Genomic DNA, 26237 nt, shown 5'->3' on the forward strand with positions numbered 1-26237 from the left:
TCATCGGCCCGAAGGGCAAGATGATCAACCAGATCCAGGAGGAGACCGGCGCCGACATCTCCATCGAGGACGACGGCACCGTCTACATCGGCGCGACCGACGGCCCGTCGGCCGAGGCGGCGCGGGCCGCGATCAACGCGATCGCCAACCCGCACATGCCGGAGATCGGCGAGCGCTTCGTCGGCACGGTCGTCAAGACCACGACGTTCGGCGCGTTCGTCTCGCTGTCGCCGGGCAAGGACGGCCTGCTGCACATCTCGCAGATCCGCAAGCTCGTCGGCGGCCGGCGCGTGGAGAACGTCGAGGACGTCCTCGCCGTGGGCCAGAAGGTCCAGGTCGAGATCGGCGAGATCGACCCGCGCGGCAAGCTGTCCCTGCACGCGGTGGTTGACGAGGAGCAGAAGGCCACCGAGCCGGAGGGTGCCGCCGAGGCGGCCACCGAGCCGGCCGACGCCTGACCGTGCCGCTGGACCTTCCGCTCGTCCGCTCCGGGCAACCCGGGGCTGAGCGGTCCGCCGGGCAGAACGGCGACGCCGTCGTGCGTCGGTCCGTCCTGCCCGGCGGGGTCCGCGTCCTGACGGAGCGGATGCCCGGGCTGCGCTCGGCGACCGTCGGGGCGTGGGTGGGCGTCGGCTCGCGGGACGAGACCGACGGCCACTTCGGCTCGACCCACTTCCTCGAGCACCTGCTGTTCAAGGGCACGGCGAAGCGCTCGGCGATGGACATCGCCGAGGCCTTCGACGCCGTGGGCGGTGAGGCCAACGCCGCCACCGGCAAGGAGGACACGTGCTACTACGCGCGGATCCTCGACGCCGACGTGCCGATGGCCGTCGACGTCATCGCCGACATGGTGACCTCGGCGCGGCTGGACGGCGGTGAGCTCGAGACCGAGCGCGGCGTCATCCTCGAAGAGCTGGCGATGAACGACGACGACCCGAGCGACGTCGTGCACGACGAGTTCGCGGCCGCCGTCCTCGGCACGCACCCGCTCGGCCGGCCGATCGGCGGCACGCCCGCCACGATCCGCGCCGTCCCGCGCGACGCGGTGTGGGAGCACTACCGCTGGCACTACCGGCCGGCCACGCTCGTCGTCACCGCCGCCGGGGGCATCGATCACGACGCCCTCGTCGCGCAGGTCGGCGAGGCCCTGGCGGCGGGCGGCTGGGCGCTGTCCGACAACGCCGCGCCGCAGGCCCGCCGCGCCGGCGCCCAGCGCGCCCTGCCCGTCGGCACCGCCGGCATCCCGGCGGCCGGGGTCGAGCGCAGCGTGCGGCGCCCCACGGAGCAGGCGAACGTCATCGTCGGCGGTGTCGCGCTGACGGCGACCGACCCGCGACGGTTCGCGCTGTCCGTGCTCAACGCGGTGCTGGGCGGTGGGATGAGCTCCCGGCTGTTCCAGGAGATCCGCGAGAAGCGGGGCCTGGCGTACTCGACGTACTCGTTCTCGTCCGGTCACGCCGACGCCGGCATCTTCGGGCTCTACGCCGGCTGCACGCCGGCCCGGGTCGACGAGGTGACCGGCCTCATGGTGGCCGAGCTCGAGAAGCTGGCCGACGGCGGCGTGGGTCCCGCAGAGCTCGCCCGCTGCATCGGGCAGCTGTGCGGCTCCCTCGTCCTCGGCCTGGAGGACACCGGCTCCCGCATGACCCGGCTGGGGCGCGCGGAGCTGGTCCACGGCGAGCTGCTCTCGCTCGACGAGACCCTCGAGCGGGTCCGCTCGGTCACCGCCGTGCAGGTGCAGGAGCTGGCCGCGGAGCTGGCGGCCGCGCCGCGGTCCGTGGTGCGCGTCGGGCCGTTCGGCGACTGATCGGGGACCAGGCGACACCGCCCTGACGGGGCCGCCGCTCAGCCGCCGGACGGGTGGGCGACGTCGATCGGCCTGGCGGGAGCCAGGGCGGGAGCGAGGACTCCGCCGGACCAGAGTGCCGCCGGCCGCCACGACGCGATCGCCGCGCAGGCGACGGTGATGCCTGCCGGGACCCCCAGCCAGACGGGGACGAGAACCTGCGCCGCCATCCAGGACAGGAGCGGCGGGACGACCGTCATCGCCGTGACAACCGCCGCGAGCACGCCCCCCACGATCCCGGTGCCCGACAGGAGGCCCACGGCCACCAGGGCGAGGACGAGGGGCGCGGCGACGTCATGGAGCAGCTCACCCCCGTGGGTGCCCGCCAGCGGATCGACCACCTCACCCGTGGCGTGCCGCGCGACCATTGCACCGGCCGTCGCGCCCAGCGCCGGCAGGCCGACGACGACGAGTGCCGCCAGGGCGCCCACGCGTGAGACGGGTGCGACCGGGTGCGACGACGCGTCGTCGGGCCGGCGGCCGGCGTGGGCGCCGAGCACCGCGGCGGCCACGACGAGGGCGGCCAGCAGCAGCGGGAACCCCCACGCCGGGTGCAGGACCACCAGGTGAAGCGCCGTCGGGTTGTCCCACATGTCCTGGATGCTGTACGGCGTCGCGGGTCCCGGCCACAGGTCCGACCACGACGCGGCGCCGACGCCGAGCAGGGGCAGCGCGGTCCGCAGCCCGACGGCGACGAGCCCGGCCGTCGCCGGCAGCCACACGGTGCGCAGCTGCGCGCGGGCGCGCGTCGCGCACCAGCAGACGGCCACCCAGACAACGACGTCACGGCTCCACTGCCAGCCGGTCTGCGCGACCTGGCTCCACACGAACGGCACGTCGATCGGAGTTCCGTCCAGCCAGGTGTGGGCGGCGTACTCACGCTGCACCACCCGGGTGCAGGCCGCTTCGACGGCGGTGGCGCCCAGGAAGGCGACGACGGTGAGCGCAAGGACGTCTCGGACGGCGATCACCAGCGATCGCGATGCTGCCCCCATGCCCGGTCATCGTCGTCCGGGCGCTCCTGCTTGAGCCCAGGGCGCGCCGGTAGGGTGGCTGACCGTGGCTGATGACCTGCGGGTGGCCGTGCTCGGCGCGGCCGGGCGGATGGGGTCGACCGTGCGCGCGGCCGTCGAAGCGGCGCCCGGCCTCGAGCTCGTCGCGACCGTCGACGCGGACGGCGACCTGTCGCGCGTGAGCGACGCCGGGGCACAGGTCGCGGTGGACTTCACGGTGCCGGCCGTCACGGAGCAGAACGTCCACGCGCTCGTCGACCGCGGGGTGCACGTCGTCGTCGGCACCACCGGGTGGACCGACGAGGCGTACGCGCGCGTGCGTGACCACCTGGTGCGGGCAGCCGGGATCGGCGTCGTCATCGCGCCCAACTTCGCCCTGGGCGCCGTGCTGGCGCAGGCGTTCGCGGCGCAGGCCGCGCGGTTCTTCGAGACCGCGGAGGTCATCGAGCTGCACCACCCCGACAAGGTCGACGCCCCGTCGGGGACCTCCCGCTCGGCGGCGCGGGCGATCGCGGCCGCCCGGGTCGCGGGCGGGCTCGGCGCGATGCCCGACGCGACGACGACGTCCCTCGAGGGTGCCCGCGGTGCGCAGGTGGACGGTGTCCACGTCCACGCGGTCCGGCTGCGAGGGCTCGTCGCGCACCAGGAGGTGCTGCTCGGCAACCCGGGGGAGCTGCTGACGATCCGGCACGACTCGTTCGACCGCGTCAGCTTCATGTCCGGCGTGCTCATGGCGGTCCGGGCGGTTCCCGGCCTGCCGGGGCTCACGGTCGGCCTGGAGCAGCTGCTGGGCCTGGGGCGCCCGTGAGCGAGCCGGTCCCCGCCCCCGCACGGCGCCGGTACGCGGGCCTCGTCGGCGCCGTGCTCATCACGGTGCTGCTGGCGCTGTACGTCGGGCTCGTCGTCGTGCGCGCCGTGCAGCTGATCGGCACCGGCAACGGGATCGGTGTGGGCCTCGGGGTCGCGCTGCTCGTCCTGCCGCTCTTCGTCATCGGGCTGGTGGCGCGTGAGTGGTGGCTGGCGGTGGACGTCCGCTCGATGGCCGACGTGCTCGCCACCTTGGGCGAGCTGCCGATCGACGACCTGCCGCGGTCGCCGGGCGGGCGCATCGACCGGGAGGTGGCACGCGAACGGTTCGCCGCCGCGCGCGAGGCCGTGGAGGCCGCGCCCGCGGACTGGCGCGCCTGGTACCACCTGGCGTTCGCCTACGACGCGGCGGGCGACCGGAAGGCGGCGCGCGGGGCGCTGCGCACAGCCAGCAGGCTCCACCGCGGCAAGGGTGCGCCGCCCGCCTAGCTAGCCCGGTGCGGCCCGCCTAGCCCCGGTATCGGCCGGCCTGGTCGACGACGAAGTCCACGACGACGTCGGGGTAGCCGTCGACGAACGCCGTGCTCCCCGGCCGGGACAGCCGATGACCGCCGCCGGGCAGCACCGCGACGTGGAGCCACGCGGGGTCGACCGCGTCCCGCAGCGCCGCGACGCTCGCGTCGACCGGCACCACCTCGTCGTCCGCGCCGAGCACGGCGAGCAGCGGTACGCGCACGGTGCGCAGCGCGGGCACCGGGTCGAACCTCGCCAGGCGCAGCAGGAGGTCCCAGACCGGCCGCGGCGGCAGCTCGTCGCCGAACGTGCGGCTGACCAGGGCGACGTCGTCGGCACGCGCGGGGTCGCCCGCCCAGGCGAGCAGCTCGTCGTAGCCGGCGCCGCGCTCGGCCAGCGCGTACATGCCGTCGGTCGCGGCGTCGATGCGGGCGGCGTCGTCGGCCGGCACGCCGAGCCTCCCGAGCGCGCGGTGCGTCGCGTAGCGCTCCTGGGCGCCCATCGGCACGGCCGGGCCGGAGCTGGCGACCCCGAAGGCGACGTCGGTGGGGGCGGCCCGCCGCAGGGCCTCGAGCACCACCCAGCCGCCCTGGCTGTGACCGAACACGCCAGCCGGGACGTCTGCCACGGCGGCGCGCGCCGCCGCCACGCCGGCCAGCAGGTCGTCGGCCTGCTCGCCGATGCCGGCCTCGAGCCAGGAGCCGCCGGAGCCACCGACCCCGCGCTTGTCGAACGAGGCCACCGCGACCCCGCGGGCGAGGAGCGCCGCGCGGATCGGCGGGAAGTACACGTCGTTGTCGCGGTCGGAGGGGCCCGAGCCGGGGTGCATCACGAGGAGGGCCGAGGCGGGGGACTCGGGCAGCCACAGGCTGCCCGCCAGGTCGAGGCCGTGGGATCGGGCGACGAGCTCGGTGGTCATGGGCCGATCCTGCCGGGTCTAGATCAGGGCGGCCCAGCGGTGCTCCCGCAGCACCGTCTGCTCGCCGTCCGGCCCAGGTCCCGACGCCAGCTCCCGCGCCGCGCCGTCGGGCGACAGGCCGGCGCCCGCCAGGAACCGGACGCGCGCCTCGTCGCCATCGGCGACCCAGGTGATCACCTGGTCGGCGCCGTCGGACCGCAGCGTGTCGACCGCCGCGGCGAGGAGCCGCGAGCCGTGCCCCGCGCGCTGCTCGGCGGGCGCCACCTCGAGCGCGAGCAGGATGCCGCCCGGCGCCTGATCGGTGGCGTTCGGTGGCGCGGGCACGGGCGCGACCGAGACGAATCCGACGAGCCGCGGACCGGCCATGGCGACGAGGACGTGGAACGTGCGCGACGGGGGGGTGGTGATCGCCGCCCGCCACCGGTCGACGACCGCGGCCTCGTCGAGCATCGTCAGGGCGCCGGCGCCGAGCGAGTCGGTGTAGGCGGCGCGCCACGCGCCGAGCTGGACCGCGGCGATCGCTCGTTCGTCCCCCGGCACGGCGGGGCGGACGGAGACATCGGCGGTGGGGTGGGGGTCGAACGGCACCGGGTGAGCCTAGGCCGTCACGGCAGCCCGGCCCACCGCAGGAGGGCGGTGACGACGGCGGCGACGAGGACCACGACGACGAACGGCGCCTTGGCGACCAGCGCGACCGCCGCCGCCCCGAGACCCGCCAGGCGGGAGTCGAGCACGACGTGCCCGCCCCTGGTCGCCGCCTGTACGGCGACGAGCGCGGAGAGCAGCGCCACGGTCACCAGCGCCGCGACCCGCGCGACCTGCGGCTTGGCCAGCCAGTGGCGCGGGAGCAGGTGGCCGACGAGCTTGATGGCGAACGTCGCCACGCCCGCGGCGACCACGGCCAGCCACAGCACCGCGCCCTTCACGACCCCGGCTCCTCAACTCGTCGCACGGACGCCCCCTCGCTCTGGTGGGACGCGACCGCGTCCGTCACGGCTGCGGCGGGCCGGGATCGCCACAGGACGCCCACGAGCACGGCGACCGCCGCCGCCAGCAGCACCGGGACGCCGGAGGGCAGCACCGGGGTGGTGGACAGCGCCACGACGACGGCGGCGCCCGCCACCGCCTGAGCGGTGCGGTTGGACAGGCGCGGCCAGACGAGGGCGAGGAACGCCGCGGCCGCCGCCGCGTCGAGGCCGTAGCGCCGGGGGTCGCCGGCCGAGTCGCCCACCAGCGCGCCGACCAGGGTGAACGCGTTCCACAGCAGGAAGACGCCGGCGCCGGTCCACCAGAAGCCCGCCCGGGCGGCCGCCGGGTCGCGCTGCGCCGTGCCGACGGCGGTCGACTCGTCGATCGTCAGCTGTGCGGCGAGCAGCCGCCGCGGCCCGGTGACCTCGATGAGCGGGGCGACCTGCGGCCCGTACAGCGCGTTGCGCAGCCCGACGAGCGCCGCCGTCGCGATCGCCGCACCCGGCGAGCCGCCGGAGCCGGCCACGCCGATGAACGCGAACTGCGAGCCGCCGGAGAACATCACCAGGGACAGCGCCATCGTCTGCCACACGTCCAGGCCGGCGACCACGGACAGCGCCCCGAACGAGACCCCGTACAGGCCCGTGGCGAGCGCCACCGAGACCGCCTGGCGGACGGCCGACGACACGGCGGGGGCCACCGCTCGTCGTCGCACCGGCACAGCCTGGCACGGCGGTGCCGGTGGGCGGCCGGCCGGCCCACGGATCAGACCGCGACGTACACCGTGTCGAGGTACTCGGCGAGGCCCTCGTCGCCGCCCTCACGCCCCAGCCCGGAGCTCTTGACCCCGCCGAACGGGGCGGTGGCGTCCGAGACCATGCCGCGGTTGACGCCGAGCATCCCGGTGTCGACCGCCTCGGCCAGCCGGAGCGCCCGCGCCAGGTCGCCGGTGTAGGCGTAGGCGACGAGGCCGAAGGGGGTCGCGTTGGCCATGGCGATGGCCTCCGCCTCGGAGCCGAACGTCACCACCGGCGCCACGGGCCCGAAGATCTCCTCGGTGACCACGGGCATGTCCGGCGTCACGCGGTCGAGCACCGTTGGCGCGTAGAACCAGCCGGGGCGCCGTGGCCGCTCACCGCCGATGCGGACCCGGGCACCCGCGCCGGTCGCGGAGGCGACGAGCTCGTCGACCCGCTCGACGGCGGCCCGCTCGATGAGCGGACCGACGGTGACGCCCGGCTCGGTGCCGTGGCCGACGACGAGCGACGCGAACGCCTCGGTCAGCCGCTCGGTGAACTCGGCGGCGACCTTCGCGTGGACCAGGAAGCGGTTGGCGGCGACGCAGGTCTGGCCGGAGTTGCGCATCTTCGCGGCGATCGCCCCGGTGACGGCCGCGTCGAGGTCCGCGTCCTCGAAGACGAGGAAGGGCGCGTTCCCGCCGAGCTCCATCGAGGTGCGCAGCACGTTCTGCGCCGCGCCGGCCAGCAGCGTGCGGCCGACCTCGGTGGACCCGGTGAAGCTCAGCTTGCGCAGCCGCGGGTCGGCGAGCAGCGGCTCGCTGATGGCACGCGCCGACGACGAGGGCACGACGTTGAGCACGCCGCCGGGCAGGTCCCGGCGCTCCAGCTCCTCACGGACGATCTCGGCGACGAGGGCCGTCGTCAGGGGCGCGAGCCGGGCGGGCTTGACGACGGCGGTGCAGCCCGCGGCGAGGGCCGGGGCGACCTTGCGGGCGATCATCGCGATCGGGAAGTTCCACGGGGTGATGAGCAGCGCGGGCCCGACGGGGCGGCGCAGCACCACCTGGTGGTGCGTGCCGGCCGGCGCGCGCCGGGCGAGGCCGTCGAAGCGCAGCGCCTCCCCGGAGAACCACCGGAAGTAGTCGGCCGCGTACGAGACCTCGGCGCGGGCCTCGGGCAGGGGTTTGCCGCCCTCGGCCGTGACGAGGGCGGCGATGTCCTCGGCGTGCGCGGTGACGGCGTCGTAGACGGCGCGCAGCAGCTCCGACCGCGCGTAGGGCGGGGTCGTGCGGTATCTCGCGAAGGCCTCGTCGGCCGCCGTCAACGCCGCCACCGCGTCGTCGCTCGTCGCGTCGGCGACGTCGAAGAGCACCTCGGTGGTGCCGGGGTCGTGCACCGGGAACGTCGCCCCGCCGGAGGCGGGGCGCCAGCCGCCGCCGACGAGCAGCCCCGTGGGGACGTGCGCGGCGACCGTGGGCGGCAGCGATGACGTCATGGGGCCAGTGTGGCCCGCATCCGGCGGGCCGCACGCAGAGCGCGACGCACCCGGGAGGTGGGCGCCCGGCGCCCGGCCGCCGTGCCTAGCATGTCGCCCGTGACCGGTATCCCCACCCCGTACGAGGACCTGCTGCGCCTGGTGCTCGAGACCGGGACGCCGAAGGCGGACCGTACCGGCACGGGCACGCGGAGCGTGTTCGGCCACCAGATGCGCTTCGACCTGTCGGCAGGCTTCCCCCTGGTGACGACCAAGCGCGTGCACCTGAAGTCGGTGGTGTACGAGCTGCTGTGGTTCCTGCGGGGCGAGTCCAACGTCGGCTGGCTGCGCGAGCACGGGGTGAGCATCTGGGACGAGTGGGCGGACGCCGACGGCGAGCTCGGGCCGGTGTACGGCGTGCAGTGGCGCAGCTGGCCCGCGCCGGACGGCCGGCACATCGACCAGATCGCGCAGGTGATCGAGAACCTCAGGCGCGACCCCGACTCACGCCGCCACATCGTCTCGGCCTGGAACGTGGCGGACATCCCGTCGATGGCGCTGGCGCCCTGCCACGCCTTCTTCCAGTTCTACGTCGCCGGCGGGCGCCTCTCCTGCCAGCTCTACCAGCGCAGCGCCGACCTCTTCCTCGGCGTGCCGTTCAACATCGCCTCGTACGCCCTGCTCACGCACATGGTCGCGCAGCAGACCGGGTACGACGTCGGTGACTTCGTGTGGACCGGCGGTGACTGCCACATCTACGACAACCACGTCGACCAGGTGCGCGAGCAGCTGAGCCGGGCGCCGTACCCGGCCCCCCGGCTGGTGCTGCACCCCGCGCCGTCGATCGGCGACTACACGTACGAGGACGTCGAGATCGTCGGCTACCAGCACCACCCGGCCATCAAGGCGCCGGTGGCGGTGTGACGCTCGGCCTCGTCTGGGCGCAGACGCCGACGGGCGTCATCGGGCGGGACGGCGCGCTGCCCTGGCGCCTGCCGGAGGACCTGGCGCACTTCCGCGAGGTCACCGACGGACACCCGGTGGTCATGGGCCGCGCCACGTGGCTCTCCCTGCCGGACCGGTTCCGGCCGCTGCCCGGCCGGCTGAACGTCGTCCTCTCCCGCGACCCGGCGTTCGTGGCGTCCGGCGCACGCGTCGCCGCGTCGCTGGAGGCGGCCCTGGCGGTCGCGCACGACGAGGCGGCATCGGCGGCGGGCGAGGTCTGGGTCATGGGTGGCGCCGCCGTCTACGCGGCGGCCCTGCCGCTGGCGGACGTGCTCGAGGTCACCGAGGTGGACCTCGACGTGCCGGGCGACGCCTTCGCCCCGGACGTCGACCCCGACGGGTGGCGGACGGTCACCGGACCGTGGCTGACCTCCGGGACGGGCCTGCGCTACCGGTTCGTGCGCCGCACCCGACGCTGACGAGGCGCGGACCACCAGGTGGAGCCGTTCGTTCGGGCGGTAGCGTGACCCCCATGCCGCCCGCCAGCACCGCCGCGCGGCCCTTCGGGTCCGTGCTCACCGCCATGGTCACTCCGATGACGCCCGACGGCGCCGTCGACCTCGACGTGGCGGTGACGCTGGCGAAGCACCTCGTCGACGCGGGCAACGACGGCCTGGTGCTCAACGGCACCACGGGGGAGGCGCCGACCACGCACGCCCCGGAGAAGGCCGAGCTCGTCGCCGCCGTCGTCGAAGCGGTGGGGGACCGCGCCTTCGTCGTCGCCGGCGCCGGCTCGAACGACACCGCGCACGCCGTCCGGATGGCCGAGCAGGCCGCCGAGGCGGGCGCCCATGGCCTGCTCGTCGTGAGCCCGTACTACTCGCGGCCCTCGCAGGCGGGGCTGGCCACCCACATCGAGACGGTCGCGGGCTCGACCGACCTGCCGGTGCTGGTCTACGACATCCCCGGCCGGGCCGGCGTCCGCATCGCGCCCGCCACGTTCGCGCGGCTCGCCGAGCACCGGCGCATCGTGGGCGTCAAGGACGCCGCCGGCGACGTCTACGGCTCGGCGAAGGTGATGCGCGACACACACCTGGCGTACTACGCCGGCGACGACGGCCTGTTCCTCGCGCTGCTCGCGTGCGGCGGCGTCGGCATCATCTCGGTCGCCGGCCACGTGGTCACGCCCCTGCTGGCGCGGGTCGCCGAGAGCTGGTTCGCCGGCGACACGGCCGGCGCGCTGGCGGCGTTCCGCACGGCGGCGCCCGCGATCGACGCGCTCAACGGCGCCGGCCAGCAGGCCCCGACCGCGAAGGCGGCCCTCGAGATGCTCGGGCTCATCCCGAGCCGCGCCACGCGCCTGCCGATCACCCCGCTGCCCGACGACGAGCTGCCCGCGCTGCGCGCCGGGCTGGCGGCCGCGGGCGTCATCGACCTCGTCGCCGGCTGACCCGGCGTCACCACCCCACCGCTCGCCCTGGAGACCCGTGAGCCACCCGCACCCCGAGCTGACCCTGCCCCCACCCCTGGCCCCCGGCGCCCTGCGCGTCGTCGCGCTCGGCGGTCTCGGCGAGGTCGGCCGGAACATGTCCGTCCTGGAGTACGACGGCCGCCTGCTCGTCCTGGACTGCGGCGTCCTGTTCCCTGAGGACAACCAGCCCGGCGTCGACCTGATCCTCCCGGACTTCGACTACATCCACGACCGGCTGGCCGACGTCGAGGCGATCGTCCTCACGCACGGCCACGAGGACCACATCGGCGCGGTGCCCTACCTGCTGCGGCTGCGCCCCGACATCCCGCTCATCGGCTCGCAGCTGACCCTGGCGTTCGTCGAGGCCAAGCTCAAGGAGCACCGCATCACGCCGTTCACGTTCGCGGTGAAGGAGGGGCAGCGGGAGCGGTTCGGCGTGTTCGACTGCGAGTTCGTCGCCGTCAACCACTCGATCCCCGACGCCCTCGCCGTCGCGGTCCGGACCCCCGCCGGGACCGTGCTCGACACGGGCGACTTCAAGATGGACCAGCTGCCGCTCGACGGGCGCATCACGGACCTGCGGGCCTTCGCCCGGCTCGGCGAGGAGGGCGTCGACCTCTTCATGGTCGACTCGACCAACGCCGAGGTGCCGGGCTTCGTCGCCGGTGAGCGCGAGATCGGCCCCGTGCTGGACCGGGTGTTCGCCGAGTCGGCGAAGCGGATCGTCGTGGCGTCGTTCGCCTCGCACGTCCACCGCGTGCAGCAGGTGCTCGACGCCGCCGAGCTCCACGAGCGGAAGGTCGCCTTCGTCGGACGCTCGATGGTGCGGAACATGGCGATCGCCGCGGAGCTGGGGTACCTGCGGGTCCCCGAGGGCGTGCTGGTCGACCAGAAGGAGGCCGGCACGCTGCCCGACGACGAGGTGGTGCTCATGTGCACCGGCTCGCAGGGCGAGCCGATGGCGGCCCTCTCGCGCATCGCGAACAACGACCACAAGATCAAGGTCGGCCCCGGGGACACCGTCATCCTCGCGTCGTCGCTCATCCCGGGGAACGAGAACGCCGTGTTCCGCGTCATCAACGGCCTGACCAGGCTCGGGGCGCGCGTGGTGCACTCCGGCAACGCGAAGGTGCACGTCAGTGGCCACGCGTCGGCCGGCGAGCTGGTCTACGTCTACAACGTGCTGCGGCCGCGCAACGTCATGCCGGTGCACGGCGAGGTGCGTCACCTCGTCGCCAACGGCGCGCTCGCCGTGCGGACCGGCGTGCCGCCGGAGCGGGTGATGCTCGCCGAGGACGGCGTCGTGGTCGACCTCGTCGACGGCAAGGCCTCGATCGTCGGCGCCGTGCCGTGCGGCTACGTGTACGTCGACGGCTCGAGCGTCGGTGGGGTGACCGAGGCGGAGCTCAAGGACCGCCGCATCCTCGGCGACGAGGGGTTCGTGTCGATCTTCGCCGTCGTCTCGTCGGCCGACGGCAAGGTGCTGGCCGGGCCCCAGATCCACGCCCGCGGCGTCGCCGAGGAGGACGAGGTCTTCGACGAGGTGATGCCCGAGCTGACGAGCGCCCTCGAGGCGGCGGTGGCCGGCGGCACCACGGACACCCACCAGCTGCAGCAGGTGGTGCGTCGGGTCGTCGGCCGCTGGGTGGCGTCGCGGCTGGGCCGCCGGCCGATGATCATCCCGGTGGTCGTCGAGGCCTGACGGCCGCCGGCCCGGTGACCGGGCCGACGGGACGCGTCAGCGGACGGTGCTGGCGTGGCGCTGCCGCGCGAGGTGCAGCGTGCCGAGCACGCGGCCGACGGCACGCTCGTCGTGGTGCCGCGGCGCGGTCTGCTGCGCGCGTCGGCGCTGCAGGTCGATGCGGCGCTGGAGCTCGGCGGCGCGGTGCCGCGCGAGGGTCTCGGCGGTGGTGAAGTCGGTGAACATCTGGCTACCCCCTGGTGCCCGCTTCTCGATGACACCGAGGACACTGCTCGTAAGGCCCTCCTCAGCCATCGGGCAGATGCCCTAGCCGGGGCCTCATTTCGGGAGCGGCACGGCCTCCTCGTGCGGCCGGGGCACCTCAGGCGCGCCGCCGGGCATCGACCGCGGGGTCGCCGTGGTCGACAGCATGATCGGCACCACCTCGTCGGCCGGCAGCGGGTGGCTGTAGCGGAAGCCCTGCGCCAGCGCCACGCCCGCGCACCGCAGCGTCATCTCGTCGAGCGGCAGCTCGACGCCCTCGCCGACGATCTCGAGCCCGAACCGCTGCGACAGGCGCACGACGAGCGAGAGCACCTCGGTGTCCACGGGCTCGCGGGCGCCGGCGCCCACCACCAGGCTCCGGTCCAGCTTGATCGTCTCGATGGGCAGCCGGTCGAGCACCCGCAGCGTGTCGAGCGACGCGCCGAGGTCGTCCAGGGCGATCCGGACGCCGGCGGCCGCGATCTCGTGGAGGCTGCCGAGCGCCCGCGTCAGGTCCGGCACCCCGGCCCGCTCGGACAGCTCCAGCCGCACGCAGCCGCGTGGCAGGCCGCTGGCGTCGATCGTGGTGAGCACCGACTGCACCAGGTCGGGGTGGGCGAGCGAGTCCGCCGCGAGGTTGACGTGCACCGCCGTGGGCGCGGCGTCGCCCAGCTCGTCGCGCCACGCCACCATGTCGCGGCACGAGCGCTCGAGCACCCAGCGGTCCAGGTCGAGGGTCATCCCCGCGCGCGCCGCGTCGTCCAGCGCGGTCGCCGGTCCGTCGAGGCCGCCGTCGGCGTTGCGGTGCCGCAGCAGTGCCTCGACCGCGACGATCCCGCCGCCCCGCAGGTCGACGATCGGCTGGTAGACCACCTCGAGGTGCCGGCCCTCGGCCCAGGCGCGCGGCCGCGGCGCCTCCGCGCCGGCCAGGCACGCCTGGTTGCCGCCCGCCTCCTTCGCGACGTACATCGCCTGGTCGGCGGCGTGCAGCACCGCGTCCGACGACGTGTCCGCCGTCAGCGCCACCGCGAGGCCGACGCTGGCCGTGGAGTGGGCGGCGCTCGGCAGGCGCGGGTCCTCCGCGGCGACGGCCGCGCACAGGTCCTCGCCCAGCTCGAGAGCCAGCCGCTCGGCGTCGGCGACGTCGTAGGCCGGCAGGCAGCGGACCACCGCGAACTCGTCGCCGCCGAGCCTGCCGAGCAGGTCGGTGGCGCGCAGCCGGCTGCCGATGCGACGCACGACGGAGCGCAGCAGCGCGTCGCCCCAGCTGTGGCCGAGCGCGTCGTTGACGGCCTTGAGCCGGTCGAGGTCGAGGTAGGCCACGACAACGGCGCCGACGCTCGTGCCGATGTCCAGCAGCCGCGCGGCCAGCAGCCCGACGAAGTGGCTGCGGGACGCGCCGCCCGTCAGCCCGTCCGTGGCGGCCTGCTGCACGGCCAGGTCCGCGAGCGCCTGCATCAGCCGCAGCGGCCGGATGATGCCGAGCGGCGCGCGCTGCTCGTCCACGACGACGAGGTCGTGGTCGCCGTCCTGGTCCGTGCCGAGCAGGGCGACGGCCTGGGGGAGCGTGGCCGAGGCCGGCAGGGCCGCGAGCTTCCAGGAGGCGAGGTCGCCGATGGGCCGGCTGTCCCACTGGAGGCGGCCGTACCCGCGATGGCCGGCCATCGTCGCGAGGAACCGCGACCGGCTGACGAGGCCGGGGTCGCCGCCCGGCTGCGGGGAGGTGACGACGATCGAGGTGGACGTCCAGCGGTTCCGGAACGAACGCTCGACCTCGCCGCACGTCGTCGTGGGCGCGACGACCTTCACCGTCTCGACCAACCCGCGCAGCGCAGGGCCCACCCCTGAACGTTCGTCGCTCACGCCAGCGTGTCGGCAGGCGCGCCGCCATCCTGAGGAGATGCACCCCGGGTGGGGGTGCCAGCGCCCACGTGGGGCCGCTCCCCGACACGCGCCGCGCTCACCGGGCAGCGGCACGCCCCCCGGCTACCGTGAGGACCATGGCCACGCGTACGTCCTCCCCAGGCGCCGCGCGGACCCAGGCACGCGCCGGCTCGGGCTCCCGTCCGCCGGCGTCGCGACCCCGGTCCGCCCCGCCGCCGCGCCGTCCCGCCCTGCCGGTGCGGATGGTCAGGGGGGCGTGGATGGGCGTGGCGCACCTCGTCGGCGGCACCGCCCGGCGGGTCGGGCGGGGGGCGCGCGACCTCGACCCGGCGCACCGCCGGGACGGGCTGGCCTTCTTCCTCCTCGCGCTCGCGGTCGTCGTCGCGGCCCGGGAGTGGTTCGGGCTGTCCGGCACGGCAGGCTCCGTCGTCCACGACGCCACCGCGGGGCTCGTCGGGCGCGTCGGCGTCGTCGTGCCGCTCGTGCTGCTCTGGGCGTCGGTCCGCCTCATGCGCCACCCGGAGGACTCCGCCGCGTCGTCGCGCATCGGGATCGGTGTGTCGGCCCTGGCCGTCGCCGTGTGCGCCATCTGGGAGGTCGGCGCGGGCGTGCCCGCGACGGACGCCTGGGACCGGCTCCGCGCGTCGGGCGGGCTCGTCGGCTACGTCGTCGGGACCCCGCTGGCGCACGCCCTGACACCCGTCGTCGCGGTGCTGCTGCTCGTGCTGCTCGCGGTGTTCGGGCTGCTCGTCGTCACCGCGACGCCCGTCAACCAGATCGTCCCGAAGCTGCGGGCCGGGTGGGACAAGGTGTCCGGCCACCGCGCGGCCGAGGACGACGAGGACGGGCCGCTCGTCATCAACGCCGGCCACACGGCACTCCCGGAGCCGCCCGCCCAGCAGGCGCGGCGCGGGCTGCTGGGCCGGCTGCGGCACCGGGGCGACCAGCCCGAGGGTGTCGACGACGGGCTCGACGGCTACGACGGCGACGAGGCGTTCGAGCGGGCCCACCAGGTCACGCCCGCGTTCGGCGAGCCAGGGCCGGACGCGGCCGAGGCGCTCGCCGTGGCGCGCTCGGCGGAGACCGTGCCGACCACCGTCGTGTCCGGCTCGCACCGGATCGAGGCGCCGCCGACGCGCCGCGTCCCGGCCGGCGAGCAGCCCATGCTGGGCGGTGACGTGCTCTACCTGCTGCCCGACGAGGAGATGCTCGCCAAGGGGGCGCCGCACAAGGTCCGCTCGGCCGCGAACGACCGCGTCGTCGAGTCGCTGACCAGCGTCCTCGAGCAGTTCGAGATCGACGCCCAGGTGACCGGCTTCACGCGCGGCCCGACGGTCACGCGGTACGAGGTCGAGCTCGGTCAGGCCGTCAAGGTCGAGCGCGTCACGGCCCTCTCGCGCAACATCGCCTATGCCGTGGCCAGCGCGGACGTGCGGATCTTGTCTCCCATCCCTGGCAAGTCGGCCATCGGCATCGAGATCCCCAACACCGACCGCGAGACGGTCGCCCTGGGCGACGTGCTGCGGTCGGCCGCCGCCAAGCGCAGCGAGCACCCGCTCGTCGTCGGCGTCGGCAAGGACGTCGAGGGCGGCTACGTCGTGGCGAACCTCGCGAAGATGCCCCACCTGCTGGTCGCCGGCGCCACCGGCTCCGGCAAGTCGAGCTTCGTCAACTCGATGATCGTGTCGGTGCTCATGCGCTCGACGCCCGACGAGGTGCGGATGATCCTCGTCGACCCCAAGCGCGTGGAGCTGACGGTCTACGAGGGGATCCCGCACCTCATCACGCCGATCATCACCAGCCCCAAGAAGGCCGCCGAGGCCCTCGAGTGGGTGGTGCGCGAGATGGACGCGCGGTACGACGACCTGTCGATGTTCGGCTTCAAGCACGTCGACGACTTCAACGCCGCGGTGCGCGCCGGCAAGGTCAAGCCCCTGCCGGGCTCCGAGCGCAAGATCGCGCCGTACCCGTACCTGCTGGTCGTCGTCGACGAGCTGGCGGACCTCATGATGGTCGCCCCGCGGGACGTCGAGGCGTCGATCCAGCGCATCACGCAGCTGGCGCGCGCGGCGGGCATCCACCTGGTGCTGGCGACGCAGCGGCCGTCGGTCGACGTGGTGACGGGCGTCATCAAGGCGAACATCCCGTCGCGGCTGGCGTTCGCCACGTCGTCCCTGACGGACTCGCGCGTCGTGCTCGACCAGCCGGGTGCGGAGAAGCTCATCGGGCAGGGCGACGCGCTGTTCCTGCCGATGGGTGCCGCCAAGCCGATGCGCACCCAGGGCGCCTGGGTCACCGAGACGGAGATCCACGCGGTCGTGGCGCACGTCAAGGGCCAGCTGAAGCCGGTCTACCGGCCGGACGTCACCGTCGCGCCCGCCAAGAAGCAGGTGGACGACGACATCGGCGACGACCTCGACCTGCTGCTGCAGGCGGCCGAGCTGGTCATCACCACCCAGTTCGGCTCGACGTCGATGCTGCAGCGCAAGCTGCGGGTCGGGTTCGCCAAGGCGGGCCGGCTCATGGACCTGCTGGAGTCGCGCGAGATCGTCGGGCCCTCCGAGGGGTCCAAGGCCCGCGAGGTGCTCGTCAAGCCCGACGACCTGGCCGGGACGCTGGCCCTGCTGCGCGGCGAGCCGCCGCTGGACGACGACGTGGCCGAGGACTGGCACGACGACGCGGACGAGGACTGGAACGACCGCTGAGGCGGTGCGTCAGCCGGTCGGCGTGACGCGGGGGACGACGACCGGCGGCTGCCCGGTCGGCGTCAGCGGCGTGGTCCGCTCGGGTGCGACCGTTCCGGCCGCCGCCGCGACACGCGCGGTGCGCGCTGCGACCTCCGCGGCGGACAGCGTCGCGGTCCCGTTGGGGATGTCCGGCATCGCGTAGACCTTGTGGCCGCCGAGCCGGTCGACGGTGATCGGCGTCCACTCCATGCCCGTGACGTGCGCCGGGCCGGCCTTGCGGCCCTGCGCGGGGAAGGCCCCCTGGCTCGTGACGTGCACCGTCAGCAGGATCCCCGAGTCGGTGCGCGCGATCCCCACCGTGCTCTGGTCCTGGTTGGAGATGTAGTTGCCCAGCCCGTAGGCCACCCACATGCCCTGGCCGCCAGGCCCGCCGGCGAGCTTGGCGATCGGCTGCGGCACGTGCACGTGGTGCCCGATGACCAGGTCGATGACGCCGGAGTCCGCCAGCTGCTGGTCGACCTCCTGCTGCTGCGCGTTCGGCGCGGTCTGGTACTCGTTGCCGGCGTGCACGGTGGCGATGACGAGGTCGGCCCCGGCGGCCCGGGCGGCCGTGGCCTGCGCCACGATCCGCGCCACGTCGATGCGGTCCACCGACCACGGCTTGTCGGCGTCGACCGGCATGCCGTTGGTGGCGTAGGTCGAGGCGATGTCGGCGACCGTGATCGTCTGCCCGCCGCGCTGCAGGCGGTACAGCTGGGGCGACTGCTCCTCCGCGGCGCTGCGCGCCGTGCCCGAGTGCCCGAGCCCGGCCGCGTCGAGGGCGTCGAGCGTGGCCTTGATGCCGGCGAAGCCGCGGTCCACCGAGTGGTTCGACGCGGTGGAGCAGCCGTCCCAGCCCTGCGCCTTGATCGCCGGGATGATCTGCGGCGGAGCCGCGAAGACCGGGTACCCGCTCGGCGCGGTGCCCGGCGGGGCGACCGGGACCTCGAGGTGGCACAGCGCGAGGTCTGCGCCCTGGATCCAGGGGTCGAGCGGCGCCAGCTCGGCGGAGTAGTCGTAGCCGCCGCCAGTGGTCCGCGCGTCGGCGTTGACCGGACCGTGCATGAGGAAGTCGCCGGCCGCCACGATGGTGAAGCTCGCGTCCGGGTCGGCCGTCGGCGTGGGGCTGGGCGTGACCGGAGCCGGCGGCGTGGTCGTCGCCGTCGGGAGAGGCACCCCGTTCCCGGCGAGCGCGGGCCCGCCTCCGTCGAGCGCCCGGTGCGCGGCGTACCCGGCGCCGCCGGCCGCCCCGAGGGCGACGACGGTCGCGACGACCACCGACAGCACCGGCCGCGGCCGGGAACGCGCGTGCCTCACGCCCGGAGGATAGTGGCGACCCGCCGCCGATTCCTCGGACCATCGGCGGAGCGTCCGTCGGCCCGGACCCCGCGGCGGCCTGCCGGGGGCCGCACGCGCTCGCCGTGCCCCTAGGCTGGCGGCGTGGTCGACGCAGCCCCCTCCGCCTGGAACCCGGCGAACGTCCTGACGGTGCTGCGCATCGTGCTGGTGCCGGTGTTCGTCGTGGCGCTGCTGTGGGACCACGGCCAGGGCGTGGCGCTGCGGCTCGTCGCGCTCGCGCTGTTCCTCGTCGCGGCGGCGACCGACCGGTTCGACGGCTGGCTCGCGCGCCGCAACAACCTCGTCACCGACCTCGGCAAGCTCCTCGACCCGATCGCGGACAAGCTGCTCATGGGCGCCGCGCTGGTCTGCCTGTCGATCCTGGACGACCTGCCGTGGTGGGTGACGATCGTCATCCTCGTCCGCGAGCTCGGCATCACCGTCATGCGGTTCTTCCTGCTGCGCTACCTGGTGCTGCCCGCCTCGAAGGGCGGCAAGCTCAAGACGGTGCTGCAGACCGCCGCGATCGGCGTGTTCCTGCTGCCGCTGGGCCACCTGCCGGGGTGGGTCCGGGCCGTGGCGTGGGTGCTCATGGTCGTCGCGGTGCTGCTCACCGTCGTCACCGGCCTGGACTACGTGCGCACCGCGGTGCGCGTGTGGCGCGAGGCCGCGGCGCTGCGGGCCAAGGCCGGCGACCTCGGGCCGGCGGCCGGTGCCGGCGATGCGCCGTCCGGTCTCACGGGCGGGGCGGCGCCGGGTCCCGCCGACGAGGCGGCGCCCGGTGACCCCGCCCGGCCGGCGGGCGTCTGAGGTGACGGTCCCGGCGGCCGACGCCGCGACGAGCGTCGCGGCCCGCCTGCTGGCGGCGCTGGAGCACCGCGGCTGGACGCTCGCCGTGGCGGAGTCCCTCACCGGCGGCGCGGTCTGCGCCCGGCTCGTCGACGTACCGGGTGCCTCACGCGTGCTGCGCGGCGGCGTCGTCGCCTACGCGACCGACCTCAAGGCGGCGCTGCTGGGGGTGGACGACCAGCTGCTCGCGGTGCGTGGCGCGGTCGACCCGGACGTCGCCGCGGCCATGGCGGCCGGAGTGCGGGAACGGCTGGGGGCGGACCTCGGGCTGGCGACGACGGGAGTGGCGGGACCCGACCCGCAGGACGGCCGGGCGCCGGGCACGGTGCACGTCGCCGTCGCCACCTCTGCCGGGACCCGCGTCGCCTCGTGGCGCATCGCCGGCGACCGCGTCGCGGTGCGGGCCGCGACCGTCCAGGGGGTGCTCGAGCTGGCGCTCGCCGCGGTGGGGGAACAGGAAGCCACCCCGCCACGTTGAACCCGCCGTGATGGTCAACCGGCCGATGGGACGCCGCGACGGGGCACGTGTCACAGGCGCACGGTACGGTGGACATCGTCCGGTGGAGGCGCGAGCCGCCGTCGCGACGAGTGGACGGACGGGTGTGCCGGGCATGGTCCCGGCTCGTGACACGAAGGGGGGAGCCCACATGGTGGTCCTACGACACCACATCGGTGATGTGCTGCGCGACGCTCGGCAGCGTCAGGGGCGGACCCTCCGCGAGGTGTCGTCCGCGGCCCGCGTGTCGCTCGGGTACCTCTCCGAGGTCGAGCGCGGGCAGAAGGAAGCGTCGAGCGAGCTCCTCTGGAGCATCTGCGACGCGCTCGACGTGCCGATGTCGCTGGTGCTGCGTGAGGCGGCCGACCGGATCGCCGTCGCCGAGGGCCTGCTGATCCCGGACACCGTGCCGGCGGACCTCGCGTTCGACGGCTGGGGTCGTCGCCCGGAGCTCGCTCCCGTCGGCTGACGGTCAGCCGCGCGGCGCCGGCTGGCAGCGCGGGCACCAGAAGACGGGTCGCTGCATGGGTGGCCGGCGCGCCTGGCCGCGCGCGATCAGGCCGCCGCAGCGCGGGCACCGCAGGCCTTCCCTGGCGTGCACGCGTCCCGGCGGCGTGCGCAGCCGGATCGCCTCGGACATGAGCCGGCGGGCGGTGCGCAGCAGCCTCGCCGGGTCCGTCACCTGATCGGCCGGGGTCCACGGCCAGATGCGCTCGGCGAAGAGCGACTCCGCCATGAAGATCGTCCCGATCCCCGCCACGACGTGCTGGTCCAGGAGCACCTCCGCGACCGGCGTCGCCCCTCGGGCCGCCCAGCGCTGCCGTGCCTCGTCGATCCCGGGCCCCGGCGCCAGCAGCGGCATGCCGCCGGGAGCGTCGATGCCGAGCGCGCCGGTGCGGCTCGGCGGGATCCCGGTGGCCTGGCCGTCGCCGGGGTCGAACGTGTCGTCGAGCAGGTCCGGCCCCAGCGTGCCGACGAGCGTGTGCTCGTCGCGCGTCCGGACGACGTCGAGCATCCCCAGCAGCACGCCGACCGCGATGCCGACGTCGCTGGCCAGCACGGCACGCACCTCCGGCCGGCCGATGGGCACCTGCCGGGCCCCGGTGCGGCGCACCCGCCACATCCCGTCCATCCGCAGGTGGGTCCGCAGCGTGCGGCCGTCGTCCAGCCGGGTCAGCAGGTGCTTGCCGTAGGGGCGCGTGCCGAGGACGGTGCGCCCGACGAGGTCGACGCCGCCCGCCGAGGGCCACCGCAGCTCGGCCCGGGTCAGCTCCCGCCCCGCGAGGACGCCGTCGAGCGAGGCGGCGGTGCGCCGCAGGATGTCGCCCTCAGGCACCGGCGCCACCCGGGCCGGTCACGCCGGCCCCCTCAGCCGCAGGCCGCTCGGCGTGGGCGTGAAGCCCGCCGCGACGAGGGCGGTCCCCAGCGTGCCGTGCAGCGCGCCGCCCAGCACCGGCACGCCGTCGACCTTGTCGATCGTCAGCCTGCCGGTCCGCCCCGCCCGCACCGCCTCGCCCAGCGCGTCGGCGGCCGCGTCCAGCGCCGCCCGGTCGGGCGTGAACGTCAGCGTGGTGCGCCCGCCGCGCTCCACGTACAGCGCGGGCGCGCCGTCGACGAGCACGACGAGCGCACCCGCCTTCCTCCCCGGCCGGTGCCGGGGCTGCTCGCCCGGCGGCACCCAGGGATCCGGCCACGCGAGCGCGGCGCCGTAGGGGTTGGCCGGGTCGGACGCCGCGAGCACGACGACGAGCGGCCTGGCCCCCGGCGCGACGTCCGTGCCGCTCGGCGCCTCGAGGCGCCGCCGCGCCGTGCCGTCCTCGACCGTCCCGTCCGCGGCCGCGTCGGCCGCCCGTGCCACGGCTCGCGCGACGACCTGGGCGTCCGACCGCAACCGGTCGACGGCCCCCGGGAGCGCGAACTGCGACCCGCCGAGGTGCTCGACGAAGTAGCCACGGCGCAGCTGCCCGCCCTGCTCCAGGGCTGACAGCACCCGGTAGACGTCCCCGAACCGGCCGCCGAGCCCTTCGGACGGCGCGACCGCCCGTGTGACGATCCCGTGCCGGTCCAGCAGCTGCGCCGCCGTCGCGTGCGCCAGGAGGGTCGGGTCCTGCTCGCGCGTCGGCAGCAGCGACCACCGGCCGGCCCCGCGACCCGTGGCGGCGTCGGCGGCCGAGCCGGGTCGCGCGGCCGCTGTCGAGGGCAGCGCGCCCACGCCGCGCAGCCCGAGCCGGGGCCGCAGGGACCGGCCGCGTGGCGTCGTCGGGCGCGTGCGATGGGCGGTGGTGCCCGTGCCGAGCCAGGCCCGCAACGGTGCCAGGCCGTCGTTCGTCACCCGGCCGGCCCACACCAGCGCCCACAGCTCGTCCAGCACGCGGCCCTGCGTCACCGGGGCGTCGTCGTCCACCGCGCCCTGCACGCGGGCCGTGAGCGCCGGCAGGAACCACGCCCCGCCACCGGCCAGCGCCTCGAGCACGGCCTGACGCAGCGGACCGCCGGGTTCGTCGTCCGCGGGCGGAGGCAGCGTCAGGTCGGCGACGGACGCCGGGTGGAGGCTGACCAACCCGTCGTGCCCGGCCAGGGCGGCGTGCCCCGCCCAGACCACCTCGCCGGCGCCGGTCAGCTCGTCGAGCATCGCGGGGGAGTAGTCGGCGACGCGCGACGGCAGCACCCACGTCTCCAGCGCCGAGGCGGGCAGCGCGGCTCCTGCCAGCTGCTCGACGACGCGCGCCACACCGTCGAGGCCGCGCAGCCCGGCTGACGTCCCGCTGCGGGCCGGGCGCACCCCCTGCCACGCGGGCAGGAACACCCCCAGCGCCTGCGGCGGCACCGGCTCGACCTCCGCCCGCAGCGCGGCGAGGGAGCGGCGCCGCAGCATCCGCAGCACGTCCGCGTCGCAGTACTCGTCGCCGGTGCCGCCGAGCACGTCCGGTCGCAGCCGCCCCTGGACCAGCACCCCGCGGCCGACGAGCCGCGCCAGCACCTCCGTCACGAGGGCGATGCCGAGCCCGAACCGCGCGGCGACGGCCGCGGCGGGGAAAGGCCCGTGCGTGCGCGCATGCCGGCGCAGCAGGTCGCCCAAGGGATCGGGGACCACCTCGGTGAACGCCTCCGGCACCCCGACCGGCAGGGCCACCCCTAACGCGTCGCGCAGCCGGCCGGCGTCCTCGACGGCGGCCCACTGCTCCGCGTGGGCGGCACCGAGCCCGCCGATGCGGACCCGGATCGCCCGGCGCGCACGTTCGAGCTCCGCCAGCCACGCCGCGGCCTCGTCCCGGCGCTCCTCGGTCACCCGCCGCGCCAGCTCCGCCTCGGGCAGGGGTCCCTGCCGGCGCAGCACGTCGGCGAGCTCCTCCAGCGAGCGCGCCTGCCGGTCCGGCGCCAGCGCTCCCAGCTCCGCCTCGGTCCGTTCGACCGCGTTCGGGTCCAGCAGGTCGGCCAGCTGCGACTGCCCGCCCTGGCCGAGCAGCTCCGCGAGCAGCGTCGGGTCGAGGCTGAGGGCGGCGGCGCGACGCTCGGCGAGGGGCGCGTCGCCGTCGTAGAGGAACTGCGCCGTGTAGCCGAACAGCAGCGAGGCGGCGAACGGCGACGGGTGCGCCGTGGTGACGTCGACGATGCGCACGCGGCCCGCGGCGACGTCGCGCATCAGCCCGGCGAGGGCGGCGGTGTCGAAGTCGTCCTGCAGGCACTCGCGGGCCGCCTCCAGCAGGATGGGGAAGTCGGGGTACTGCGACGCGACCTGCAGCAGCTGGGCGGCGCGCTGCCGCTGCTGCCACAGGGGCTGCCGGCGGTCCGGGCGGCGGCGCGGCAGCAGCAGCGCGCGCCCCGCGGCCTCCCGGAACCGCGCGGCGAACATCGCGGAGCTGCCGAGCTCGGTGCGCACCTCGTCGAGCACCGTGTCGGCGTCCACCAGCAGGTCGGCGATGTCGACCAGCGGGTCGCCGGCGGGCCCGTCCGCCGGGTCGTCGAGCGCGGACTCCAGCACGTCCGGCAGCCGCAGCACGATCCCGTCGTCGGCGTGCATCACCGCCGCGTCGACCCCGTACCGCTGCCGCAGCCGCGCGCCGAGCACCACCGCCCACGGAGCGTGGACCCGCGCGCCGTACGGCGAGTGCAGCACCACGCGCCAGTCGCCCAGCTCGTCCCGGAACCGTTCGAGGACCAGCACCGTGTCGGTGGGCACCTCGCCCGTCGCCTCGCGCTGCTCGCGCAGGTAGGCGAGGAGGTTGTCCGTGGCCCACTCGTCGAGGCCGGTGGCGGTGACCCGCTCGCGCGCCGCCGGCTCGGGGAGCGTCATGAGCTCGCGCACCCATGCGCCCATCGCCCTGCCCAGCTCGGCGGGCCGGCCGACCGCGTCGCCCTTCCAGAACGGCAGCCGCCCCGGCAGCCCCGGCGCGGGCGTGACGACCACCCGGTCCGGCGTGATCTCGCGGATCCGCCACGTCGACGAACCCAGCGTGAACGTGTCGCCGACCCGCGACTCGTAGACCATCTCCTCGTCGAGCTCGCCGACCCGCTTGCCGCCGCGGACCCGCCCGCCGCTCCGTTCCGGGTCGACCGGCACGCCGGCGTCGACGGACCCGTCGGCGAGGAAGACCCCGTACAGCCCCCGGTCCGGGATGGTGCCGCCGGAGGTCACCGCCAGCCGCAGCGCGCCCGGCCGGGCGGTCAGGGTGTCCTGGACCCGGTCCCACACCAGACGCGGGCGCAGCTCGCCGAACTCCTCGCTGGGATAGCGGCCCGCCAGCATGTCGAGGACGGCGTGGAAGGTGGCGGCGCCGAGCCCCGCGAACGGCGCCGCGCGCCGCACGGTCGCAGCCAGGTCGGGCACCGACCAGTCGTCGACGGCGACCATCGCCACGACCTGCTGCGCCAGCACGTCGAGCGGGTTCGCCGGGACGACGAGGGCCTCGAGCGCCCCCTCGCGCATCCGCTGCGCGGTGACCGCGGCCGGCACGAGCTCGCCGCGGAAGGTCGGGAAGACGATGCCGTGGCTCACCGCCCCGACCTGGTGGCCGGCACGGCCGATGCGCTGCAGCCCGCTGGCCACCGAGGGCGGCGCGCCGACCTGGACGACGAGGTCGACGGCGCCCATGTCGATGCCCAGCTCGAGCGACGACGTCGCGACGACGGCGGGCAGCAGCCCGGCCTTGAGCTCGGACTCGGTGCGGGTCCGCTCCGCCCGGCTCATCGACCCGTGGTGCGCGCGAGCGAGGATCGTGGCGGCGTGGCGGGTGTCGACACCGGCCGACGTGCCCGACTCCCCGGGGGCCTGCGCCGGTTGTGCGGCGCCGACGTCCGGCACGTCCAGCCCGTTGCGCGCCGCCCACACCTCGTTGATGCGGCTCGTCAGCCGCTCGGCGCCGCGCCGGGCGTTGGTGAAGACGAGCGTCGAGCGGTGCGCCGCGACCAGGTCGACCACGCGCTCCTCGACGTGCGGCCACACCGAGGGCTTGGCCGTGGTGACGTAGCCGCTGTCGTCGGGCTCGCCGACCGGCCCGACGGTCCCCGGCTCCGTGAGGTCGGGCACGGGCACCACGACGTCCACCTGGATCCGCTTGTCCGCCGGTGGCTGCACGACGACGACGCGCCGCCCGCCGTCGTCGAGCGGCCGGCTGCCGGACAGGAACGCCGCGACGGCGTCCACCGGGCGGACCGTCGCGGACAGCCCGATGCGCTGCGCCGGCCCGGGCCCGCCGGACCGCTCGAGCATCGCGTCCAGGCGCTCGAGCGACAGCGCCAGGTGGGCGCCCCGCTTGGTGCCGGCGACGGCATGGATCTCGTCGACGATCACCGTCCGCACGCCCACGAGCCCGGCGCGCGCGGACGAGGTCAGCACCAGGTACAGCGACTCCGGGGTGGTGATGAGGATGTCCGGCGGCGTCCGCCCGAACGCCCGGCGCTCCTCCGGCGGCGTGTCCCCGGTGCGCATGCCCACCTCGACCGGCGGGAGAGCGCGGCCGAGCCGCTGCGCCGCCTGCCGGATGCCGACCAGCGGGGAGCGCAGGTTGCGTTCCACGTCGACCGCCAGCGCCTTGAGCGGCGAGACGTAGAGGACCCGGCACCGCTCGAGCGGGTCCGCCGGTGCCGGCTCCGTCAGCAACCGGTCGAGCGCCCAGAGGAAGGCCGCGAGGGTCTTGCCGGAGCCGGTGGGCGCGACGACGAGCGCGTGGTCACCGCCGGCGATCGCGTCCCACGCCCCGCGCTGCGCCGCGGTGGGCTCGTCGAACGCACCCGCGAACCAGGCGCGGGTGGGCTCGGAGAACCGGTCGAGGGCCACCCGCCCATCATCGCCGCCACCGCCG

Annotated in this window: 23 protein-coding genes; 12 read left to right on the forward strand and 11 right to left on the reverse strand. The window is 75.6% G+C overall.

Annotation, left to right across the window (positions count from 1 at the left end):
* Together BGO37_RS12080 and BGO37_RS12085 are read left to right on the forward strand one after the other, a co-directional pair.
* Positions 1-458, forward strand: a 458-nt coding sequence (locus BGO37_RS12080; protein ID WP_291755225.1) for a S1 RNA-binding domain-containing protein, incomplete at its 5' end; no start/stop codon positions are given.
* 2 nt (positions 459-460) lie between these two features.
* Positions 461-1807 (forward strand): pitrilysin family protein, encoded by a 1347-nt coding sequence (locus BGO37_RS12085; protein WP_291755227.1) that lies wholly within the window; start codon positions 461-463, stop codon positions 1805-1807.
* A gap of 38 nt (positions 1808-1845) precedes the next feature.
* On the opposite strand, the gene BGO37_RS12090 is transcribed toward BGO37_RS12085, so the two are convergent.
* Positions 1846-2817, reverse strand: a complete 972-nt coding sequence (locus tag BGO37_RS12090; RefSeq protein WP_291755229.1) for a hypothetical protein — start codon at positions 2815-2817, stop codon at positions 1846-1848.
* 88 nt (positions 2818-2905) lie between these two features.
* Between BGO37_RS12090 and dapB the strand changes: the two genes are divergently transcribed.
* The gene (gene dapB / locus BGO37_RS12095; protein ID WP_291755230.1) at positions 2906-3667 is read left to right on the forward strand and encodes a 4-hydroxy-tetrahydrodipicolinate reductase; all 762 of its coding nucleotides are present in this window, start codon (positions 2906-2908) and stop codon (positions 3665-3667) included.
* On the forward strand, positions 3664-4155 hold the full coding sequence (locus BGO37_RS12100) for a hypothetical protein (RefSeq protein ID WP_291755231.1): 492 nt from the start codon (positions 3664-3666) through the stop codon (positions 4153-4155). Before dapB ends, BGO37_RS12100 begins: the two co-directional genes overlap by 4 nt.
* 19 nt (positions 4156-4174) lie before the next feature.
* On the opposite strand, the gene BGO37_RS12105 is transcribed toward BGO37_RS12100, so the two are convergent.
* From BGO37_RS12105 to BGO37_RS12125, 5 genes are all read right to left on the reverse strand, one after another.
* Positions 4175-5098 (reverse strand): alpha/beta hydrolase, encoded by a 924-nt coding sequence (locus BGO37_RS12105; protein WP_291755232.1) that lies wholly within the window; start codon positions 5096-5098, stop codon positions 4175-4177.
* 18 nt (positions 5099-5116) lie between these two features.
* On the reverse strand, positions 5117-5686 hold the full coding sequence (locus BGO37_RS12110) for a GNAT family N-acetyltransferase (RefSeq protein WP_291755233.1): 570 nt from the start codon (positions 5684-5686) through the stop codon (positions 5117-5119).
* A gap of 17 nt (positions 5687-5703) precedes the next feature.
* Complete coding sequence (locus BGO37_RS12115; protein ID WP_291755234.1) at positions 5704-6024, reverse strand: AzlD domain-containing protein; 321 nt, start codon at positions 6022-6024, stop codon at positions 5704-5706.
* On the reverse strand, positions 6021-6767 hold the full coding sequence (locus BGO37_RS12120; RefSeq protein ID WP_291755236.1) for an AzlC family ABC transporter permease: 747 nt from the start codon (positions 6765-6767) through the stop codon (positions 6021-6023). Before BGO37_RS12120 ends, BGO37_RS12115 begins: the two co-directional genes overlap by 4 nt.
* Positions 6768-6832: 65 nt before the next feature.
* Positions 6833-8302: an NAD-dependent succinate-semialdehyde dehydrogenase gene (locus tag BGO37_RS12125; protein WP_291755238.1), complete on the reverse strand. Its 1470-nt coding sequence runs from the start codon at positions 8300-8302 to the stop codon at positions 6833-6835.
* Positions 8303-8392: 90 nt separating this feature from the next.
* Between BGO37_RS12125 and BGO37_RS12130 the strand changes: the two genes are divergently transcribed.
* Genes BGO37_RS12130 through BGO37_RS12145 form a run of 4 tightly spaced genes read left to right on the forward strand, consistent with a single transcriptional unit; the run spans position 8393 to position 12399 of the window.
* Positions 8393-9205, forward strand: coding sequence for a thymidylate synthase (locus BGO37_RS12130; RefSeq protein ID WP_291755240.1), 813 nt, complete (start codon positions 8393-8395; stop codon positions 9203-9205).
* Entirely contained in the window at positions 9202-9705 is a 504-nt protein-coding gene (locus tag BGO37_RS12135) for a dihydrofolate reductase (RefSeq protein WP_291755241.1), read from the forward strand. The genes BGO37_RS12130 and BGO37_RS12135 overlap by 4 nt, the downstream gene beginning before the upstream one ends.
* A gap of 53 nt (positions 9706-9758) precedes the next feature.
* On the forward strand, positions 9759-10676 hold the full coding sequence (gene dapA / locus BGO37_RS12140; RefSeq protein ID WP_291755243.1) for a 4-hydroxy-tetrahydrodipicolinate synthase: 918 nt from the start codon (positions 9759-9761) through the stop codon (positions 10674-10676).
* A gap of 37 nt (positions 10677-10713) precedes the next feature.
* The gene (locus BGO37_RS12145) at positions 10714-12399 is read left to right on the forward strand and encodes a ribonuclease J (RefSeq protein ID WP_291755244.1); all 1686 of its coding nucleotides are present in this window, start codon (positions 10714-10716) and stop codon (positions 12397-12399) included.
* A 36-nt stretch (positions 12400-12435) separates the two neighbouring features.
* On the opposite strand, the gene BGO37_RS12150 is transcribed toward BGO37_RS12145, so the two are convergent.
* Positions 12436-12624: a hypothetical protein gene (locus tag BGO37_RS12150; protein WP_291755246.1), complete on the reverse strand. Its 189-nt coding sequence runs from the start codon at positions 12622-12624 to the stop codon at positions 12436-12438.
* 93 nt (positions 12625-12717) lie between these two features.
* On the reverse strand, positions 12718-14484 hold the full coding sequence (locus BGO37_RS12155) for an EAL domain-containing protein (RefSeq protein ID WP_291755249.1): 1767 nt from the start codon (positions 14482-14484) through the stop codon (positions 12718-12720).
* A 302-nt stretch (positions 14485-14786) separates the two neighbouring features.
* Between BGO37_RS12155 and BGO37_RS12160 the strand changes: the two genes are divergently transcribed.
* Positions 14787-17231 carry a DNA translocase FtsK gene (locus BGO37_RS12160; RefSeq protein WP_291755250.1) on the forward strand — a complete coding sequence of 815 codons (2445 nt, stop codon included), beginning with the start codon at positions 14787-14789 and terminating at the stop codon, positions 17229-17231.
* Positions 17232-17240: 9 nt separating this feature from the next.
* Here BGO37_RS12160 and BGO37_RS12165 read toward each other — a convergent pair whose 3' ends face one another.
* Positions 17241-18569 carry a CapA family protein gene (locus BGO37_RS12165; RefSeq protein WP_291755251.1) on the reverse strand — a complete coding sequence of 443 codons (1329 nt, stop codon included), beginning with the start codon at positions 18567-18569 and terminating at the stop codon, positions 17241-17243.
* Positions 18570-18692: 123 nt separating this feature from the next.
* On the opposite strand from BGO37_RS12165, the gene pgsA reads away from it, so the two are divergent.
* The 3 genes from pgsA (at position 18693) to BGO37_RS12180 (ending at position 20404) form a co-directional block, all read left to right on the forward strand.
* Entirely contained in the window at positions 18693-19400 is a 708-nt protein-coding gene (gene pgsA, locus BGO37_RS12170) for a CDP-diacylglycerol--glycerol-3-phosphate 3-phosphatidyltransferase (protein ID WP_291755253.1), read from the forward strand.
* 1 nt (position 19401) lies between these two features.
* On the forward strand, positions 19402-19917 hold the full coding sequence (locus BGO37_RS12175) for a CinA family protein (protein ID WP_291755255.1): 516 nt from the start codon (positions 19402-19404) through the stop codon (positions 19915-19917).
* Positions 19918-20086: 169 nt separating this feature from the next.
* Positions 20087-20404 carry a helix-turn-helix transcriptional regulator gene (locus BGO37_RS12180; protein WP_291755256.1) on the forward strand — a complete coding sequence of 106 codons (318 nt, stop codon included), beginning with the start codon at positions 20087-20089 and terminating at the stop codon, positions 20402-20404.
* Between the two features lie 3 nt (positions 20405-20407).
* On the opposite strand, the gene BGO37_RS12185 is transcribed toward BGO37_RS12180, so the two are convergent.
* Together BGO37_RS12185 and BGO37_RS12190 are read right to left on the reverse strand one after the other, a co-directional pair.
* Positions 20408-21271, reverse strand: a complete 864-nt coding sequence (locus BGO37_RS12185; protein ID WP_291755259.1) for a DNA-formamidopyrimidine glycosylase family protein — start codon at positions 21269-21271, stop codon at positions 20408-20410.
* Positions 21272-21289: 18 nt separating this feature from the next.
* A complete protein-coding gene (locus BGO37_RS12190) occupies positions 21290-26212 on the reverse strand; it encodes an ATP-dependent helicase (protein WP_291755260.1) in 4923 nt (1640 codons plus the stop codon).
* Positions 26213-26237 lie beyond the last annotated feature (25 nt).

It is taken from the genome of Cellulomonas sp. 73-92 (genome assembly GCF_001898175.1).
Taxonomy (GTDB): domain Bacteria; phylum Actinomycetota; class Actinomycetes; order Actinomycetales; family Cellulomonadaceae; genus Cellulomonas.